The organism is Acinetobacter sp. 2JN-4 (assembly GCF_003687745.1).
GTDB classification, from domain to species: Bacteria; Pseudomonadota; Gammaproteobacteria; order Pseudomonadales; family Moraxellaceae; genus Acinetobacter; species Acinetobacter halotolerans.
The window spans coordinates 40,252-56,027 of record NZ_RDNY01000008.1 but is presented as its reverse complement, the minus strand read 5'-3'; the positions used below and the strand labels follow the sequence as shown (position 1 = coordinate 56,027).

Genomic DNA, 15,776 nt, shown 5'->3' with positions numbered 1-15,776 from the left:
AAATGGGCAATTTCAAATTGCCCATTTTTTTAGAAAATTGAAATTAGCCAGAAATATATTGTTGAAGTTGTTCGATGAGAATACGTTGGTCATCCATCGCAGCTTTAACTAAGTCTCCAATGGAAATAAAACCTACAAGTTTTTCATTATCAAGCACAGGTAAATGGCGTAAATGGCGATCAGTCATCAATTGTAAGCATTCTTCTACGGTATTGTTTAGACTGACAGAAATAACCTTTGAAGTCATAATATCTGCAACAAGCGTACTGTTTGATGAGCGTTCCATCAATGCAATCTTACGGGTATAGTCACGTTCTGAAAAAATACCGATGACTTTTTCATCTTCAGCAACGACTAAAGCACCGACACCTTTGTCCGCCATAATTTTAATCGCTTCAAGTACAGTCGCATTTGGTGAGATTGTAAAAATTGATTGTACAGCTTTATTTTTTATGACTTGAGCAACGATTGTCATTGTTTATCCACCTGTGTTGTATTGTCATTTTCATTTAACTTAACGGTATTTTTTTTAATTGCAAAGCCCTAATTTAATATCAGTGATGACTTTTTAGGCGTTTATAAGAAAAAGCCATCATTGAGTTGTTCTTAACTGCGCTAAGCGGCAATAATTGGTTGCTGCGGCCTAAAGAAGAAATGCTGCATCTGTTGGGTTGATAGCTTAAATTTGCAATGAGATGAATTAAATAGAGCAGGTTCAACTTGTAAGCGTGTGAGCAATGGAAGTAAGGATTCATGAAAATCCTTCGACGTAATTTTACGGGGCTTATAATGCTTCCAATTTGACTTAGCGTAGCGATGTGCTTGAACACCATTGAGCCAAAATGGAAAGAGATGATTATCTTGATCAGACTTAATCGCCCAACCTTCATGATAAAGTCCCCAAAGAACGCCACAATACATCATGGTTTTGAGAATAGAGATTTTGATCATCAATTCTCGTGATACTGGCTGGAAATGATTGAACCTATACATATTATTAAACTGGTATTATTTAATTATGTTTTATTATAAGAAACTTAAGCGGCAGTTATGTTTAAACTGTTCATCAAAATCGTAAGCAAATATTCTCAAACCTTAACAAATGCCAACATCAGTGGTGAATTAGGACATCCACCAATTGGAGAGTTGTGGCTTGTATTAAAGGAATAAAAAACGTCACCTGAGTAAACCAAAGCGACTAAAGCTTTGTGGCAGCGCAAGATAAGCAAAACGCGTAGTATTCAGGGAATAATATTTTTATTTAGTATAGGTATTAAAAAACGCCACCTGAGCAGATCAAAGCGATTAAAGCTTTGATGTAGCGCAAGGACGTTTTATCATGCTTGTAAGGTTGCCATCTTCTGCCAATACTGGGCTTTCAGGGAGTCACGTTCGACTCGAAAACCTTGATAGTACAACTCTGCTAAAAATAATGCCGCTTTCCCGTGACCTGCTTGTGCAACTTGTTCAAGCTCTTTCACGGCATCTAGAAAGTTTTTTTGCGACTGGATTGTATTTACCGCGTTTGCATAAACATGTTCTAGTTCATGTTGTGTAAAATGTTGAATCATATATAACTCCTTATTTTAATTATGATTACCGCATATTCTATTCAAAGCTACATTGCTCTGAATTTAAGCTAATTTAACATTGTATTGTGAAGTTATTATGACAAAATTAATGGAATTGTCAAATATTTAACTCGCTTTTACGTTTATTCGCTTTGTTTAAATAAAAGCTTACACGATTAAACACTGTGAACAAGTAATTTTAAGTAAAATCAAAGTGAAAATAAAAGAAAAGGAGAATAACATGTCAGCTATCATAGATGGTTTAAGCTTTGATATTCCACCATCAGAAAACCAAATTATTGCTTTGGCTCATTACCATCGTAAGTTGCTTGATGAAGCAGTATTTCATCAAGAAATTCATTTGGGTGACTATTGTCTTGCACAGCGTAAACGCGTTTATGATTTTGCAATTCGTTTGACGCCTGAGCAAAAAGATCGCTTTTATGAAATTTATAATGGAGAGCTGATGCGTATCGCTGACGATGATGAATTACATCCAGCGGATGCTGAAAACGGTGTAGGGATGTTTGCAATCTTTATTAGCTTGGCGATTATTGCACTGATTCTATACTTTGCTTTTGTTCGAACACTCATGGCATAAGTTTTTTGATCTCTTTTTAAAATTGCGTTATTGGTGGAAAAACAGCCTATAACGCAATCGTCTGTGAAAGATCATTAAACTTGATACTTGTTCTGAGCGAATCAGACACATACACTACTTCATAACTCAGAGGTAGGTTATGTTGTCTATCATTTCTAAACATAAAGTCTTGCAATCCAGACTTGGATTTAAATTAGACCAATTTTACAATATTTTGGTTAGTCTTATTTTATTGTCTATTTTTCTACTTGCGTATAGTGCGTTGCAGCGTCCGATTAATACATTTCAGTATCAGCAAATCATTCGACTTTCAGAACAAGCAAGCCTTCCAAGAACTCAAAATATGGCTGAGAATGTATTGCAACAACATCAAGTTCGCCGTCTAGAGTATCTGAAACTTTTAAATGCCTATCAATTTGAATCCAATCGAATTAGACAGTACCCAGCAATGGCCAAAGAAGATGAATAAGTTTTGGCTGATTGATTTTCATTAATAACTGAATGCTTGGGCTTGGTCAGAAAAAAATAGGATTTTATGCTAGACTGGCCATCTTCTAAAAAGCTGCTTTTTTCTCAAGGAATCGACATGCAACAGCAATCGAATATGCAAAATAAATTCTTGATAAATGCTGATATCGGCGATGATGATGTCACATTGCCGAGTTTACCTGCTGTCGATGTTCCAATTATTGAATCGAGTCCACTGCAGACTCAAGTTGAAACAACACCCGTTATTGAAACATCAGAATCAGCATCTGAACCTGAGCATGATGATCAACAAAAGGCTGGTGGTTTCTTTGGTCGTATGAAAGATGGTTTGACCAAAACCCGTCGTAGTTTTACAGATGGGATGGTCAATATTCTTATTGGTGGCAAAGAAATTGATGATGAGTTATTAGAAGAAGTTGAAGAGCAATTACTTGTTGCTGATATTGGTGTTGATGCGACTAAAACGATTATTGCAAACCTGACTGAACGAACTGCACGTGGTGATTTGATTTACTCAAATGCATTATATAAAGCATTGCAAGAAGAATTGGTCGCTTTACTTGCTCCACGTGTAAAACCATTGCATATCGATCCAAACAAATCACCTTATGTAATTTTAATGGTCGGCGTAAATGGGGTGGGTAAAACCACAACGATCGGTAAGCTTGCGAAACGTTTACAAGGTGAAGGCAAAAAAGTCATGCTTGCGGCAGGCGATACCTTCCGAGCTGCGGCTACTGAGCAATTGCAAATTTGGGGTGAGCGTAATGACATCCCTGTGGTTGCTCAAGGCAATGGTGCAGACAGCGCCTCCGTGATTTTTGATGCTTTTGAAAGTGCACGTGCCAAAGGAATGGATGTTTTAATTGCCGACACCGCTGGTCGTTTGCAAAACAAATCACACCTAATGGAAGAACTTAAGAAAGTGAAGCGTGTGATGCAAAAGATTGATGCGACTGCGCCACATGAAATCATGTTAATTGTAGATGCGGGCACTGGTCAAAATGCGATTAATCAAGTGCAATTATTTGATGAAGCAGTAGGTTTGACGGGTATTACGATTACCAAGTTGGATGGTACAGCGAAAGGTGGTGTGTTATTCAATATCGCTAGCCGGACTCATGTGCCAATTCGTTATATTGGTGTGGGTGAAAAAATCGATGATTTACGTCCTTTCTCAGCAAAGTCATTTGTAGCTGCATTATTTGAAACAGAAAAATAAATTATCAATGATTAAGAAAACTCCATTTCGTCATATTGAAGTGGAGTTTTTTTTAACCAATAAAAAACATGTCTCAAAAATAGAACGATATGTCGTATTTTTAGGGCTATGCTTAAAAAAAGCAGCGTTATACACTGACCTCAATCCAAGATAACTCCCTTCAGGTATAGGTAGGAATAACAACATGAGTAACTTTTTAAATAGTATCAAAACACGTCGTACAATCTATGCAATTGGTAAAAACGTTTCAGTTGATCAAGCAACCATTGAAGAAACAATTCGTGAAGCAGTAAAACAAAGTCCTTCTTCATTTAACTCACAAACCTCACGTGTTGTTACTCTATATGGCGAGTCTCATAGCAAATTTTGGGAAATCGTTCGCGAAACTTTGCGCAAAATGGTTCCTGCAGATGCATTTGCAAATACAAGTGCAAAAATTGATAGCTTTGCGGCTGGTTTTGGTACAGCACTATTTTACGAAGATCAAGACGTTGTAAAAGGTTTGCAAGAGCAGTTTGCGTTGTACGCAGATAACTTCCCAGTATGGTCTGAACATTCAAGTGCGATTGCTCAATTCGCGACTTGGACGGCATTGGCTGAAATCGGTGTAGGTGCTTCTTTACAACACTACAATCCAATCGTAGATGCTGAAGTTGCTGAAACTTTTGATATTCCAGCAAATTGGAAATTACGCGCTCAGCTGGTCTTTGGTTCAATTGAAGCTCCAGCAGGCGAAAAAACGTATATGGATGATGCCGTTCGTTTTAAAACTTTTAATTAAGTTTAAATTGTTGTTAACTAAAAAGAGCACGTCATGTGCTCTTTTTGTTGTAATAAGAAAAACAGCAAAATTCGCCAAAAGCAGTATGGTCTTTAGTATGAAAAATGGGTATATATCTTAATAAGTCGAATCGTTAGGATAGATAGTTCGGCTTATTGTCATAAAATAGTCACAATCTCGTAGCATAGTGCATACGATTTCATAAATAGTTTATATCGAGAAGAGTCTAATGTCTTTAAGAGTTGGTATTGCGGCTTTCGGGTTATTATTCAGTGGTTCAGTCTTTTCAGCGGTTACGATCACTGCACCTGAAGAAATTGTGATTCTGGCTGTAAATGGCCAAGAAGTGAATTCAGGAATACTTCCTTCAAGTAAAAATAACTATCAAGTTGATGCTGGTGATTTAACTGTTAATGTTCGTTACCGTGAGTATTTTGAGCATTTAACTGGTGAGCATGACATCGTCAAATCTGGTGTAGTTACCATTCAAGCCCAAAACTTAAAGGATAATCAAAGCTATCGTTTAGCTCTGGTCAATGCACCAAAAGATTTTGAAGCTGCAAAAAAATACGCTGAACAGCCGACAGTTGCACTCTATGACCAAAATAAACAACTCGTCGTACAGCAAACGGGTGCAAATAATGAAGCAAAACCTTGGTTCTCAGGTAATAATTTATTAAGTCGTACTTTGGATCTGACCCAAAAAAATAAGAACAATACGGCAAATCAACCAGCACCAGTTACGGGTAAAAAACAAGTAGCCGTTGCCAGCGCACCTGTCGCTGTAACAACAGCTGCCTCGGTGGGTGCAGTGAAAACGACAGACCAACAATTGGTTGAGCTGTGGCAGCAAGCTTCTAAAGCAGAACGTCAAAAGTTTATGGCTTGGTTAGCTGGTCAAAGCAACTAACTTATTCATTGTTTTATAAAACCGATGTTATCATCGGTTTTATATTGAATGTCCGAAATAGAATAGAAATGCCTTTAAATATTAGAAAAGTAAAAAATGATGACTTAGAACAGCTTGTTGCATTAATTAACATCGCCTATAGAAGCGAATCAAGTCGTAGCTGGACAACAGAAAAATATTTTATTGCTGGTCATCGCATTACCAAACAACAATTAAATTACGAATTAGAACAGACTTTATTTGAGTTGTTTGTTGCTGAAAATGAACTTGGAGAGATTATTGCCTGTATAGGGTTAACCTTTGATAAAACGAGAGTTGAAATTGGCACCTTTGCGATAGATCCTACGGTGCAAAACTTAGGATATGGGCGTGAGATGCTTCATTTTGTAGAGGAATACGTGGAGGAGTATTATCCTGAAGTTGTGAGTTTGATGATGTATGTATTAGATGTACGCTCTGAACTTATTGCTTATTATCGGCGACGTGGATATCAAGTGACTGGACGAAAGGAATCTTATCCGATAGAGGCAGGTGTTGGGCAACCCCTCATAGCAACTCAATTGATTGAATTGGAAAAAGTAATAACTAGAAATATATACGAAAAATCATCAAGAAAATTTTAACGATTCAAATGTTTTGATAGGATGTCTATTAAAAATCATTCCATTGTAATGACAATATAGTGGTATTTAGACGTGCGTGAAATATTTTTAAAGATTACTTGGGAATTTATATCAAAAAAAGGAAGCAAATTTGCTTCCTTTTTTATGATTTTGCAGAATTAATTACCGATCCAAAGAAAATAACCTAAAACCATTAAGGGCCATGCGATATAAGGACTGAATAACCATTTCCATAACCAGAATATTGGTTTAAACCCAACGCCATGAATGAAGCCCCCTGAGATACCAATCATTACTAACATGAGTAACCTATGATTATAGTGTCCGTTCGCATCGAGCATCAGTGATGGATGTACCAATAAAATAGTAGCAAGGGGCAATGCCAACAAAAACGAAACGGTCATTGCAAGCACTTGAGCTTTACTATTCTTCGGTGTTGCCATTGCTTTCGCCATTTTATGATTCCTCATCTAAATTTTGATGATGTTCGATATACAGTGCGCTAAGTACACCTGCGAAACATGCCATCAAAATGCCTAGAATCCACGCAAAATACCACATTTCACATCTCCTTGATTAATACAAACTATGTGAGTTTTCTTCAATGTGTTTGTTGGTGATGACACCCCACATTTTGTAATAAGACCAAGAGGTGTAAATCAAAATGAGAGGAACAAAAATACATGCAGCAACAGTCATCACACCGAGTGTTTTATGACTCGAAACCGCATCCCACATGGTCAAGCTTGAAACAGGATCTATGTTTGATGGCAATAAGAATGGAAATAATGCAAAGCCCGCAGTTAAGATTGCACCGACAATCATTAAGCTCGTGCCAGTGAAACTTAAGGCTGCTTTATGTTTGGTCGCACTTAGAATCACAAATACGGCACCTAAAATTGCTGCAATTGGTGCAGCAATTGTGATTGGAAAAATCGTATAGTTATTCAGCCAACCGTGATTGGCATTGGTCAGCACTTCTTTTGCAAGCGGGTTCAGTGCAATATTCGTATCGACCACTGTGGCATAGCTATAACCTTCAATATTTCCGAAGAATAACCAAGCACCAGCTGCTAAGAAGCAAATAAGGAAGATAGCTGCCATGATTTGTGTCGCTTTAGCAGAGCGTTGATAGAGCGCTCCATCTGTTCGCAACATTAACCATGCACCGCCGTGCGCGCAAAGCATAGATAGGCTTACAACACCACAAATCAAAGCAAATGGGTTGAGCAGCGCAAAGAAGCTTCCCGTGTATTGCGAGCGTAACGTATCATCCAAACCGAAGGGTAAGCCTAGAAATAGATTTCCAAATGCAACACCAAAGACAAGTGCAGGAACAGCACCACCGATACATAGCCCCCAATCCCAAGCGTTACGCCACTGGGTATTTTCTAATTTGGAGCGATAGTCAAATCCTACAGGTCGTAGAAAAAGCGCAAAGAGGACCAGAAGTAGTGCCCAATACATACCAGAGAAGGCAACGGCATAGACCATTGGCCATGCTGCAAACAGTGCACCACCCGCAGTAATAAACCAAACTTGGTTACCATCCCAATGTGGTGCGATTGTGTTAATTGCGGCACGACGTTCAGAATCAGTTTTACCTACAAATGGCATCAGTGCCATTGAACCCATATCAAAACCATCGGTGAGGGCAAAGCCGATCAGTAAAACACCAACCAATATCCACCAGATAATTTTTAGTAATTCATATTCGATCATGGTTGAGCCTCCACTGTTTCTGCTTCTAGTTTTTCAAAGTGATATTTACCAGTGTGCAAAGAGCTTGGGCCTAGACGCGCAAACTTGATCATTAGGTACATTTCAATAATAAGTAGTACGGTATAGAACGCCGCAAGCGCGATAATTGATCCCCACACATCGCCAGCACTGACACTCGAAGCCGATAAATGAGTTGGTAAAATCTCACCAATAGACCATGGTTGACGACCACCTTCAGCCACATACCAACCTGTTTGCGCTGCGATCCATGGGAGTGGAAGCGAAAATAACGCAAATTTGAGCAACCAAGGTTTGTCTTCGGCATTGCGTTTGGCAACCGCCCAAGTTGCTAAAAGGAAGAGTATGAGCATCAGGAAGCCAGACGCGACCATGGCACGGAAAGAGAAAAATAATGCTGCTACGTTTGGAATGGTATCTTTGGTTGCAGCTTGAATGTGGGCTTCAGTCGCATCCACCACGTTTGGAGAATATTTTTTCAATAAAAGACCATAACCCAAGTCTTTTTGATTTTTCTCAAATGACGCGAGTAACTCTGGAGAGCGATCACCAGCACGCAGTTTTTCTAACTCACTGTATGCCACCATACCATTACGAATACGGACTTCATGTTCTTTCATCAAATCATGTAAGCCAGTGACTTGTTTATCCGTTGATCGAGTTGCGATCAGCCCCATTGCATAAGGAATTTTAATCGCATAGTCGGTACGCATTTCTTTTTGGTTAGGAATACCAAATAAGGTAAATGCTGCTGGAGCTGGTTCAGTGTGCCATTCTGCTTCAATTGCAGCGAGTTTGGTTTTTTGCACATCACCGAGTTCATAACCTGATTCATCACCCAGTAAAATAACAGAGAATGTTGATGCCAAACCGAAGATTGCTGCAATAGCGAAAGAGCGACGTGCAAAGGGTAAGTCACGTTTCTTTAACAAGTAATAGCTTGAGATTGCGAGAACAAAAATTGCACCTGTGACATAGCCAGCCGAAACGGTATGCACAAATTTGACCTGCGCAACTGGGTTGAATATCAACGCACCAAAATCTACCAATTCCATTCGCATGGTTTCATAGTTAAATGCTGCACCGACTGGGTTTTGCATCCAAGCATTGGCAATCAGAATCCATAAAGCTGACATGTTTGAACCAATCGCAACCAGCCACGTTACACCTAAATGCTGAAATTTAGAGAGTCGATCCCAACCAAAAAAGAACAAGCCAATAAAGGTTGATTCAAGGAAAAATGCCATTAAGCCTTCAATTGCGAGCGGTGCACCGAAGATATCGCCGACATAGTGCGAGTAATAAGCCCAGTTGGTACCGAACTGGAATTCCATGGTTAAACCAGTGGTGACACCCAAAGCAAAGTTAATCCCAAAGAGTTTTCCCCAAAACTTGGTCATGTCTTTATAAATTTCTTTGCCTGAAATCACATAGGTGGTTTCCATGATGGCAAGAATAAATGCGAGACCTAAAGTCAGCGGAACGAAAAGAAAGTGATACATCGCAGTCATTGCAAACTGGAACCGCGAAAGATCGACCACGCTTTCAGAAATCATCAACGTGTCTCCTGAGTGTTAGATGGATTGCCTGTAATACGCTCGGCAACTTGATTGTTAAAATCTTTTGGAATCGTTGGTGCATCAAACCAAATGTGTTTAATGACCAAGAGAAGGATTACTTTAATAATAAGAATGATCGTTATTTCTCGAATTAATCGCCGATTTTGATCATTTGAAATTGTGTTCATAGAACTGCATTTCATATTAAATGGGAGATTCTTTTATTATTAATTAAAATGCATTGAAAATAAAATTTATGAGGTTTTGATGGGTTTTTTGAATTAATTGTATTTTAAATCAATAATTTAAATTTATTTGTATAAATAATTTTATTAACCAACTAAAATACTTTGTTTTCTGTGCTTTAAATCCGACTAAATTGCTTAAAATTAAAAAATAAAATCAAATTAAAATGGTTGGTTTTAATTTTTATTTCCCTGTTTTAAAGTCGATTGAAATGGTATGAATTAAATATATATAATATTTACATATAGTTGCGAATCTATAGATTTATATAAAAAATATTTAGATTAAATAGCCATTAGAACCAAGTGTTTTAGTCTGGATTTGTTAACGTAAATGTGATTCATTTCGTTTTTTTATTTTGCTCAAACTTGAATTTAAAACGAGTAGGCGAGAGCATTATTTTTAAGTGGCTTTATTGTAATTTTTTGTAAAAATTAGATCTAAGCTCGAACTTAATCAGGGGTAAACAGTTTATTTGAAATCGATATTTTTTTTGCGAGATAATATGCATTGGATTTTTGGCTGATGAGGAGCACTTGGGATTGAAGTTCTAATTCACCATATTCTGGCTCAACTTGAACATAGTAAAGTTGTCCAAATTCATCACGAACACGTGCTTGTGCAGAAAACCCAGGACGTGCATTCCCTGTGGAAATTGTGGCTAAACGGCCAACAAGATTGGCGTGGGTATGATTGACTTTTGGCTTGATCACTTGATCTAAGCAATGGATCATAAATACCGTAAAAAATATATCGATGATTAATGCCGGTATAAAGAGGTAGTAAGGGGAAATGAAATAATGCTGAATAGCAAAGAAAGAAAGTTCGAGAAAATAACCCGCAAAACTAAAATTAATCAGTAAAAACACGACGATTAAATATTTAGAAAATTTAACGTCTAATAGCGGTGAGTTTAAAATCCATTCAGGTGTAAATTTTTTTACTAAAGAACTTGGTCGTAAACCAATCAGAATCCCAATCGTTTCTGCAATGCTGAGCAAAATTAAAGCAACCACGCTCATGTGAAATGGCATTAGGTAGTAATTAAAAAAAAACTCAGTCATCGCAGAATTCTAGCTTAGGTATCAATCAATGATATAAATACCACCATCGGAGTGGACTTCCAAGTTTACTTTTTCAAGAAAGTCACCTAGACATGGTCCAGAAATACATTCGCCTGTTTCTACCGAAAACAAGGCACCATGAGTAGAGCATTGAATATATTCACGATCTTGATCTAAAAACTGATTTTCTAAATATTCAAGCTCTGTTTGCAAATGCGGACAAACATTTTGATAGGCGTAAAAGTTGCCATCTTTTTGAGTAACGAAAATGGTCGTTCCTTTTAAAGTATCGTATGCACGAGACTCACGTTCAGGGACTTCCTCAGTCATGCAAATCTTTTCCATGTTAAGCACATTCCTGTTGCGATGTTTTAAATTGCTCAAATAGTTTAGCGTAGTTTTCGACGGCTAAACGAGGTCCAAATTGGGCAACAACTTCACTTGAAATCAAGATCGCGAGTTGAGCTGCGGCTTCTAAGCTTAAACCTGCATTGATTGCATATAAAAATGCACCTGCAAATGCATCACCAGCACCATTCGCATCCACGGCATCAACATGACGACCAGCGACATGGAACTGCTGTGCAGGATCAATAATCATTGCGCCGTTTGCACCTTGGGTAATGACGATATGTTGATTATTTAATTTTAATACGTCAATTGCATCACTCAGATTTTCTGTATTGGTAAACATCAATGCTTCTTGTTCGTTACAGAACAATAAGTCAACGCCATCATCCAATAGTTCTTCTAAACCTTGACGTGCGTATTGCACCATCGCAGGATCGGAAAGCGATAGTGCGATTTTAACGCCATGTGATTTTGCTATTTCTCGCGCTTGTTTTACTGCTTTGCGTGCAGTATCACTGGTCGATAAATATCCTTCGATATATAGCCATTTCGCCGTTTTTAATGGTTCAAAGTCAATTTGTTCAGCCGTTAATTCAGCAGTAATGCCGAGATAGGTGTGCATGGTGCGTTCTGAATCAGGGCTAATCAGTACCATACAAGTACCTGTTACGCCTTCACTGATGGATTGTATGGCTGTTTTGATGCCAGCGTCATTTAAACCTTTTAGGTAAATTGAGCCTAATTCATCATTCCCAACGCGACACCCATAAAAAGCTGTACTTCCTAATGCACTGAATGCAACCGTTGTATTAGCTGCTGAACCACCACTGGCTTGACCCTTATAGGTCTGTGTATCTTGTAATTTTTGATATAAAGCCGCTTGGGTATCACCATCAGCCAACTGCATCGTACCTTTTTGCAATGCTTGTTGAGTTAAAAACTCATTTGAAACTTTAAATTCTTGGTCAATGAGCGCATTTCCAATTGCAAAAAGATCAACAGTCGCCATGTTTGTCATCACAGTAAAATCAAAAACTAAAGTTTACACCAATGCTCAGGATTACTGTAGTTTGTTGAAAAAAATTCAGGTGTTGAATGGATTAAGATGAAAGAAGGGAATAAATGGTTACATTGGATTAGTTAAGGATTGAAAATGTTTTAGATTTACCAGTACAGCTTGATGCCCTCATTGAGTCTTCAAAATTGAAGGTTTTAGGTTTTTAGAAAGGCTGAAGTGTGATTTTCAAAATGGTGAAAATTGTTTTAATCAGTTGGGTGAAGCTTTATTCGCTGAATATGAACAGAATCGTTTGATTGCCATTTTGTGGGCTTAATCAGAACCCATATGATGACTATGATGTAAATAAAGTGGGGCGCATACGTCATTCTTATATTCATCCTCTATCGAGCGATATGCACGGGCTTATTTTAATGAGCTGCAATTGTTTACGGATACTGAAAATGTAGCTCATTTTTATCAAATGATGAGATATGAGAAGGTTGCTTTGCCTCATACGAATTTTAGAAAGATTTCTATGTGACGCTGTTTAGATTACTCGCTGAATTTTTCTACAAATATAGAGTAATTTACATGGATATCCATAGGTATTCTTCGGTAGACTCTGTACTATCAATCGTCGTTATTTAAATAGATAAATTGGAGATCACATGACTGTAGATGTTTCTGAAAGCATTACTCAAACTATTCACCCTGCGTTTCAGCTATTACGTCAACACCATGTAGAAGCACTCGATATTCACGTTTCAGAATACAAACATAAAGTGACAGGTGCGGTTCATTACCATTTGGCAACAGAGCATGATGAAAATGTGTTCTTAGTCGCTTTTAGAACACAACCCATGGATTCAAAAGGTGCGGCACATATCTTAGAGCATACTGCTTTGTGTGGCTCTGAAAAGTTTCCTGTACGTGACCCATTCTTTTTAATGATTCGCCGTTCACTCAATACCTTTATGAATGCGTTTACTGCCGCAGATTGGACTGCATATCCATTTGCGACTCAGAATAAAAAAGACTTTCAAAACTTATTGTCAGTGTATTTGGATGCTGCATTTGCCGCGAATTTAAATCCTTTAGACTTTGCTCAAGAAGGTATTCGTATAGAGCTTGAAAATGATCAAGCTGTTTATAAAGGCGTGGTCTTCAATGAAATGAAAGGGGCAATGAGTTCTCCTACAGATCAGCTTTATCATCAACTGGCACATCATTTATTTCCAAAGACCACTTATCACTACAACTCTGGTGGTGATCCGAAAGACATTCCAGATTTAAGTTACGAGCAGCTCGTTGATTTCTATAAAACGCATTATCATCCGAGCAATGCCGTATTTATGACTTTTGGCAATCAAAGTGCTTATGACCTACAAGAGCAGTTTGAAAAATTAGCACTGCATAAGTTTTCTCAGGGTACGACCCTATATTCAACACCTGAGCAACGTTTAGCAGCGCCAGTTGAAGTGACTGAAAGCTATGCGGTCGATAGTGAAGATTTAAAAGATAAAACCTATCATGTTATGTCATGGTTGTTGCCTGAAACCAGTGATATCAAACTCCGTTTAGGGATGCGTTTGGTTGAAGGGATTTTATTAGAAAACTCAGCTTCTCCATTACGTCATTACTTAGAAACCTGTGGTTATGCTCAATCAACTGGCCCAATCATGGGTGTAGATGATAGTAATTTTGAAATGACCTTTTATTGCGGCATTCAAGGTTCAAATGCTGAACATGCTGATACCTTTAAAAATGGCGTATTAGATATTCTAAAAGATGTTGCATCTAAACCGATAGATACAGATTTGGTTGATGCTATTCTTCATCAAATTGAATTGCATCAACGTGAAATCAATGGTGATGGTACACCTTATGGCTTAAGTTTGATCTTGAATGGTTTGGGTTGTGCGATTCATCACACGGATCCAATTCATGTTTGGGATGTGGATGCAGCGATTGAACAAGTCAAAGAAGAGTTGAAAGACCCAATGTGCTTATCCAACTTGATTCAAACACATTTGTTAGATAATCCTCATCGTGTCCAAATGACATTGGTGCCTGATGCAACTAAATCTGTAAAAGAGCAAGAGGCTGAACAAGCACGTTTAGCTGAAATCACTGCAAATCTTACTGATGCTCAGAAAATTGAAATTCAAGAGAAAACTGAAGCGCTGAAAAAACGCCAAGATACGCCTGATAATTTAGAATTGCTGCCAAAAGTTGGTCTGGAAGATGTGCCCGCTGATTTACAGATCGTGCAGGGCCAATTGCGTGAAATTATCATTAATCGTTCAGATATGCCATTGAATCTATATCATGCGGGGACGAACGGGATTTATTATCAACAGGTATTAATTCAAGTGCCTGATGAAATCGTACAGTCACCTTATTTCAACTTACTCTCTATTTTGATGGGTGAAGTTGGTGCTGGCGAATACGATTATCTCGAGTTTCAACAAATCCAAACTGCGGTGAGTGGCGGCTTAGGCATGGGCGCATCATTGCGCAGTAAGGTTGATGATAAAGATCGCATCAGTGCTTGGTTAACTTTAACCACCAAATCACTCACACAAAAATTAGATACGATCCAGCTATTAAAGTTAGCTTTTGAAAAACTACGTTTCGATGAGAAAGATCGTATCATTGAGTTATTGCAGCAACGCAAAACTCGTTGGCAATCACGTTTGTCTGGTTCTGGTCACAGTTATGCAATGCAAGCTGCTTCACGTCAAATGAGTGCTTTGGCACGTCGTGATTATCATAATACAGGCCTAGGTGCGTTAAATTGGCTCAGTGATTTAGTGACTAAAATTGATCAAGATGACACGGCTTATCAAGCATTGATTGAAGAATTAAAAGCCATTCATCGCCAACTTTTACAAGCGCCTAAGCAGTTCTTATTGGTGTGTGAAGAACATCAGTCTGATCGTTTAGTTGAAGAAATCCAAAATGTTTGGGATAAATTAGAAGTTGATCAGACCCCTGTAACTTTAACCCAAGTTGAACAGGTGAATACCAATACAGATGAAGCATGGTTGATTCAAACCAATGTTCAGTTTTGTGCATCTGCTTATCAAGCCGTAGATGTGGCACACTCTGATGCAGCACCATTAATGGTCTTGGCAGCGTACCTACGTAATGGGTTCTTGCATAGTGCAATCCGTGAAAAAGGTGGGGCATACGGTGGTGGGGCGAGTTACGATGGCAATGCTTGTTCATTCCGTTTCTTCAGCTATCGTGATCCACGTTTAGCTGAAACTTTTAATGATTTTGAAGCAAGCGTACAATGGTTATTCAATACTGAACAGCAAGCATACCAACTCGAAGAAGCGATTTTGGGATTGGTTTCGAGTATGGATAAACCTGGTTCACCTGCTGGCGAAGCGATTACCGCTTGCTATTCATTATTACATGCTCGAACACCTACATTCCGTAAATTGTTGCGTGAGCGTTTACTCAATGTAACTCTCGAAGATTTACAACGTGTAGCGAAACAATATTTGCTTGAGCAGAAACCAGTAAAAGCAGTAGTAGCACCTTTTGCTAAGCGTGATGAACTGCAGAAACTTGGCTTTGAGATTCAACAGGTTAATTAAAAAATAAAGAC

At 38.2% G+C, this 15,776-nt stretch carries 18 protein-coding genes; 7 read left to right on the top strand and 11 right to left on the bottom strand.

Translation table 11 applies throughout. The annotated features are described in order from the left end of the window. Nucleotides 1–43 precede the first annotated feature (43 nt). The 3 genes from EAH57_RS11955 to EAH57_RS11945 all read right to left on the bottom strand — a co-directional run bounded on the left by EAH57_RS11955 (nucleotide 44) and on the right by EAH57_RS11945 (nucleotide 1,571). On the bottom strand, nucleotides 44–475 hold the full coding sequence (locus EAH57_RS11955; RefSeq protein ID WP_121930240.1) for a CBS domain-containing protein: 432 nt from the start codon (nucleotides 473–475) through the stop codon (nucleotides 44–46). Nucleotides 476–615: 140 nt separating this feature from the next. Continuing rightward, a complete protein-coding gene (locus EAH57_RS11950; RefSeq protein ID WP_121930239.1) occupies nucleotides 616–993 on the bottom strand; it encodes a DUF2750 domain-containing protein in 378 nt (125 codons plus the stop codon). Between the two features lie 344 nt (nucleotides 994–1,337). Then, entirely contained in the window at nucleotides 1,338–1,571 is a 234-nt protein-coding gene (locus EAH57_RS11945) for a hypothetical protein (RefSeq protein WP_004671340.1), read from the bottom strand. Between the two features lie 241 nt (nucleotides 1,572–1,812). On the opposite strand from EAH57_RS11945, the gene EAH57_RS11940 reads away from it, so the two are divergent. The 6 genes from EAH57_RS11940 to EAH57_RS11915 all read left to right on the top strand — a co-directional run bounded on the left by EAH57_RS11940 (nucleotide 1,813) and on the right by EAH57_RS11915 (nucleotide 6,197). Further along, complete coding sequence (locus tag EAH57_RS11940; protein WP_005197129.1) at nucleotides 1,813–2,172, top strand: hypothetical protein; 360 nt, start codon at nucleotides 1,813–1,815, stop codon at nucleotides 2,170–2,172. Nucleotides 2,173–2,311: 139 nt separating this feature from the next. After that, nucleotides 2,312–2,641 carry a hypothetical protein gene (locus EAH57_RS11935; protein WP_121930238.1) on the top strand — a complete coding sequence of 110 codons (330 nt, stop codon included), beginning with the start codon at nucleotides 2,312–2,314 and terminating at the stop codon, nucleotides 2,639–2,641. Between the two features lie 117 nt (nucleotides 2,642–2,758). After that, nucleotides 2,759–3,883, top strand: a complete 1,125-nt coding sequence (gene ftsY, locus EAH57_RS11930; protein ID WP_121930237.1) for a signal recognition particle-docking protein FtsY — start codon at nucleotides 2,759–2,761, stop codon at nucleotides 3,881–3,883. A 184-nt stretch (nucleotides 3,884–4,067) separates the two neighbouring features. Beyond that, the gene (locus tag EAH57_RS11925) at nucleotides 4,068–4,664 is read left to right on the top strand and encodes a nitroreductase family protein (protein WP_121930236.1); all 597 of its coding nucleotides are present in this window, start codon (nucleotides 4,068–4,070) and stop codon (nucleotides 4,662–4,664) included. A gap of 229 nt (nucleotides 4,665–4,893) precedes the next feature. Beyond that, nucleotides 4,894–5,574: a DUF2057 family protein gene (locus EAH57_RS11920; protein ID WP_121930235.1), complete on the top strand. Its 681-nt coding sequence runs from the start codon at nucleotides 4,894–4,896 to the stop codon at nucleotides 5,572–5,574. A gap of 68 nt (nucleotides 5,575–5,642) precedes the next feature. Continuing rightward, a complete protein-coding gene (locus EAH57_RS11915) occupies nucleotides 5,643–6,197 on the top strand; it encodes a GNAT family N-acetyltransferase (protein WP_121930234.1) in 555 nt (184 codons plus the stop codon). Nucleotides 6,198–6,355: 158 nt separating this feature from the next. Here the strand turns inward: EAH57_RS11915 and EAH57_RS11910 are convergent, their stop codons facing one another. The 8 genes from EAH57_RS11910 to EAH57_RS11875 form a co-directional block, all read right to left on the bottom strand. Next, on the bottom strand, nucleotides 6,356–6,652 hold the full coding sequence (locus tag EAH57_RS11910) for a cyd operon YbgE family protein (protein WP_121930233.1): 297 nt from the start codon (nucleotides 6,650–6,652) through the stop codon (nucleotides 6,356–6,358). A 1-nt stretch (nucleotide 6,653) separates the two neighbouring features. Beyond that, complete coding sequence (gene cydX, locus EAH57_RS11905; RefSeq protein WP_005080515.1) at nucleotides 6,654–6,758, bottom strand: cytochrome bd-I oxidase subunit CydX; 105 nt, start codon at nucleotides 6,756–6,758, stop codon at nucleotides 6,654–6,656. 15 nt (nucleotides 6,759–6,773) lie between these two features. Then, the gene (cydB, locus tag EAH57_RS11900; RefSeq protein ID WP_121930232.1) at nucleotides 6,774–7,919 is read right to left on the bottom strand and encodes a cytochrome d ubiquinol oxidase subunit II; all 1,146 of its coding nucleotides are present in this window, start codon (nucleotides 7,917–7,919) and stop codon (nucleotides 6,774–6,776) included. After that, complete coding sequence (locus tag EAH57_RS11895) at nucleotides 7,916–9,493, bottom strand: cytochrome ubiquinol oxidase subunit I (RefSeq protein ID WP_121930231.1); 1,578 nt, start codon at nucleotides 9,491–9,493, stop codon at nucleotides 7,916–7,918. The genes cydB and EAH57_RS11895 overlap by 4 nt, the downstream gene beginning before the upstream one ends. Then, nucleotides 9,493–9,684: a cytochrome oxidase putative small subunit CydP gene (cydP, locus tag EAH57_RS11890; RefSeq protein WP_034595018.1), complete on the bottom strand. Its 192-nt coding sequence runs from the start codon at nucleotides 9,682–9,684 to the stop codon at nucleotides 9,493–9,495. Before cydP ends, EAH57_RS11895 begins: the two co-directional genes overlap by 1 nt. Before the next feature lie 510 nt (nucleotides 9,685–10,194). Continuing rightward, nucleotides 10,195–10,806 carry an OB-fold-containig protein gene (locus EAH57_RS11885; protein WP_121930230.1) on the bottom strand — a complete coding sequence of 204 codons (612 nt, stop codon included), beginning with the start codon at nucleotides 10,804–10,806 and terminating at the stop codon, nucleotides 10,195–10,197. Nucleotides 10,807–10,827: 21 nt separating this feature from the next. After that, complete coding sequence (locus EAH57_RS11880) at nucleotides 10,828–11,136, bottom strand: Rieske (2Fe-2S) protein (RefSeq protein ID WP_121930323.1); 309 nt, start codon at nucleotides 11,134–11,136, stop codon at nucleotides 10,828–10,830. A 16-nt stretch (nucleotides 11,137–11,152) separates the two neighbouring features. Next, on the bottom strand, nucleotides 11,153–12,166 hold the full coding sequence (locus EAH57_RS11875) for an adenosine kinase (RefSeq protein WP_121930324.1): 1,014 nt from the start codon (nucleotides 12,164–12,166) through the stop codon (nucleotides 11,153–11,155). A gap of 659 nt (nucleotides 12,167–12,825) precedes the next feature. Here EAH57_RS11875 and EAH57_RS11865 point away from each other — a divergent pair. Then, nucleotides 12,826–15,765: an insulinase family protein gene (locus EAH57_RS11865; RefSeq protein WP_121930229.1), complete on the top strand. Its 2,940-nt coding sequence runs from the start codon at nucleotides 12,826–12,828 to the stop codon at nucleotides 15,763–15,765. Nucleotides 15,766–15,776: the final 11 nt, after the last annotated feature.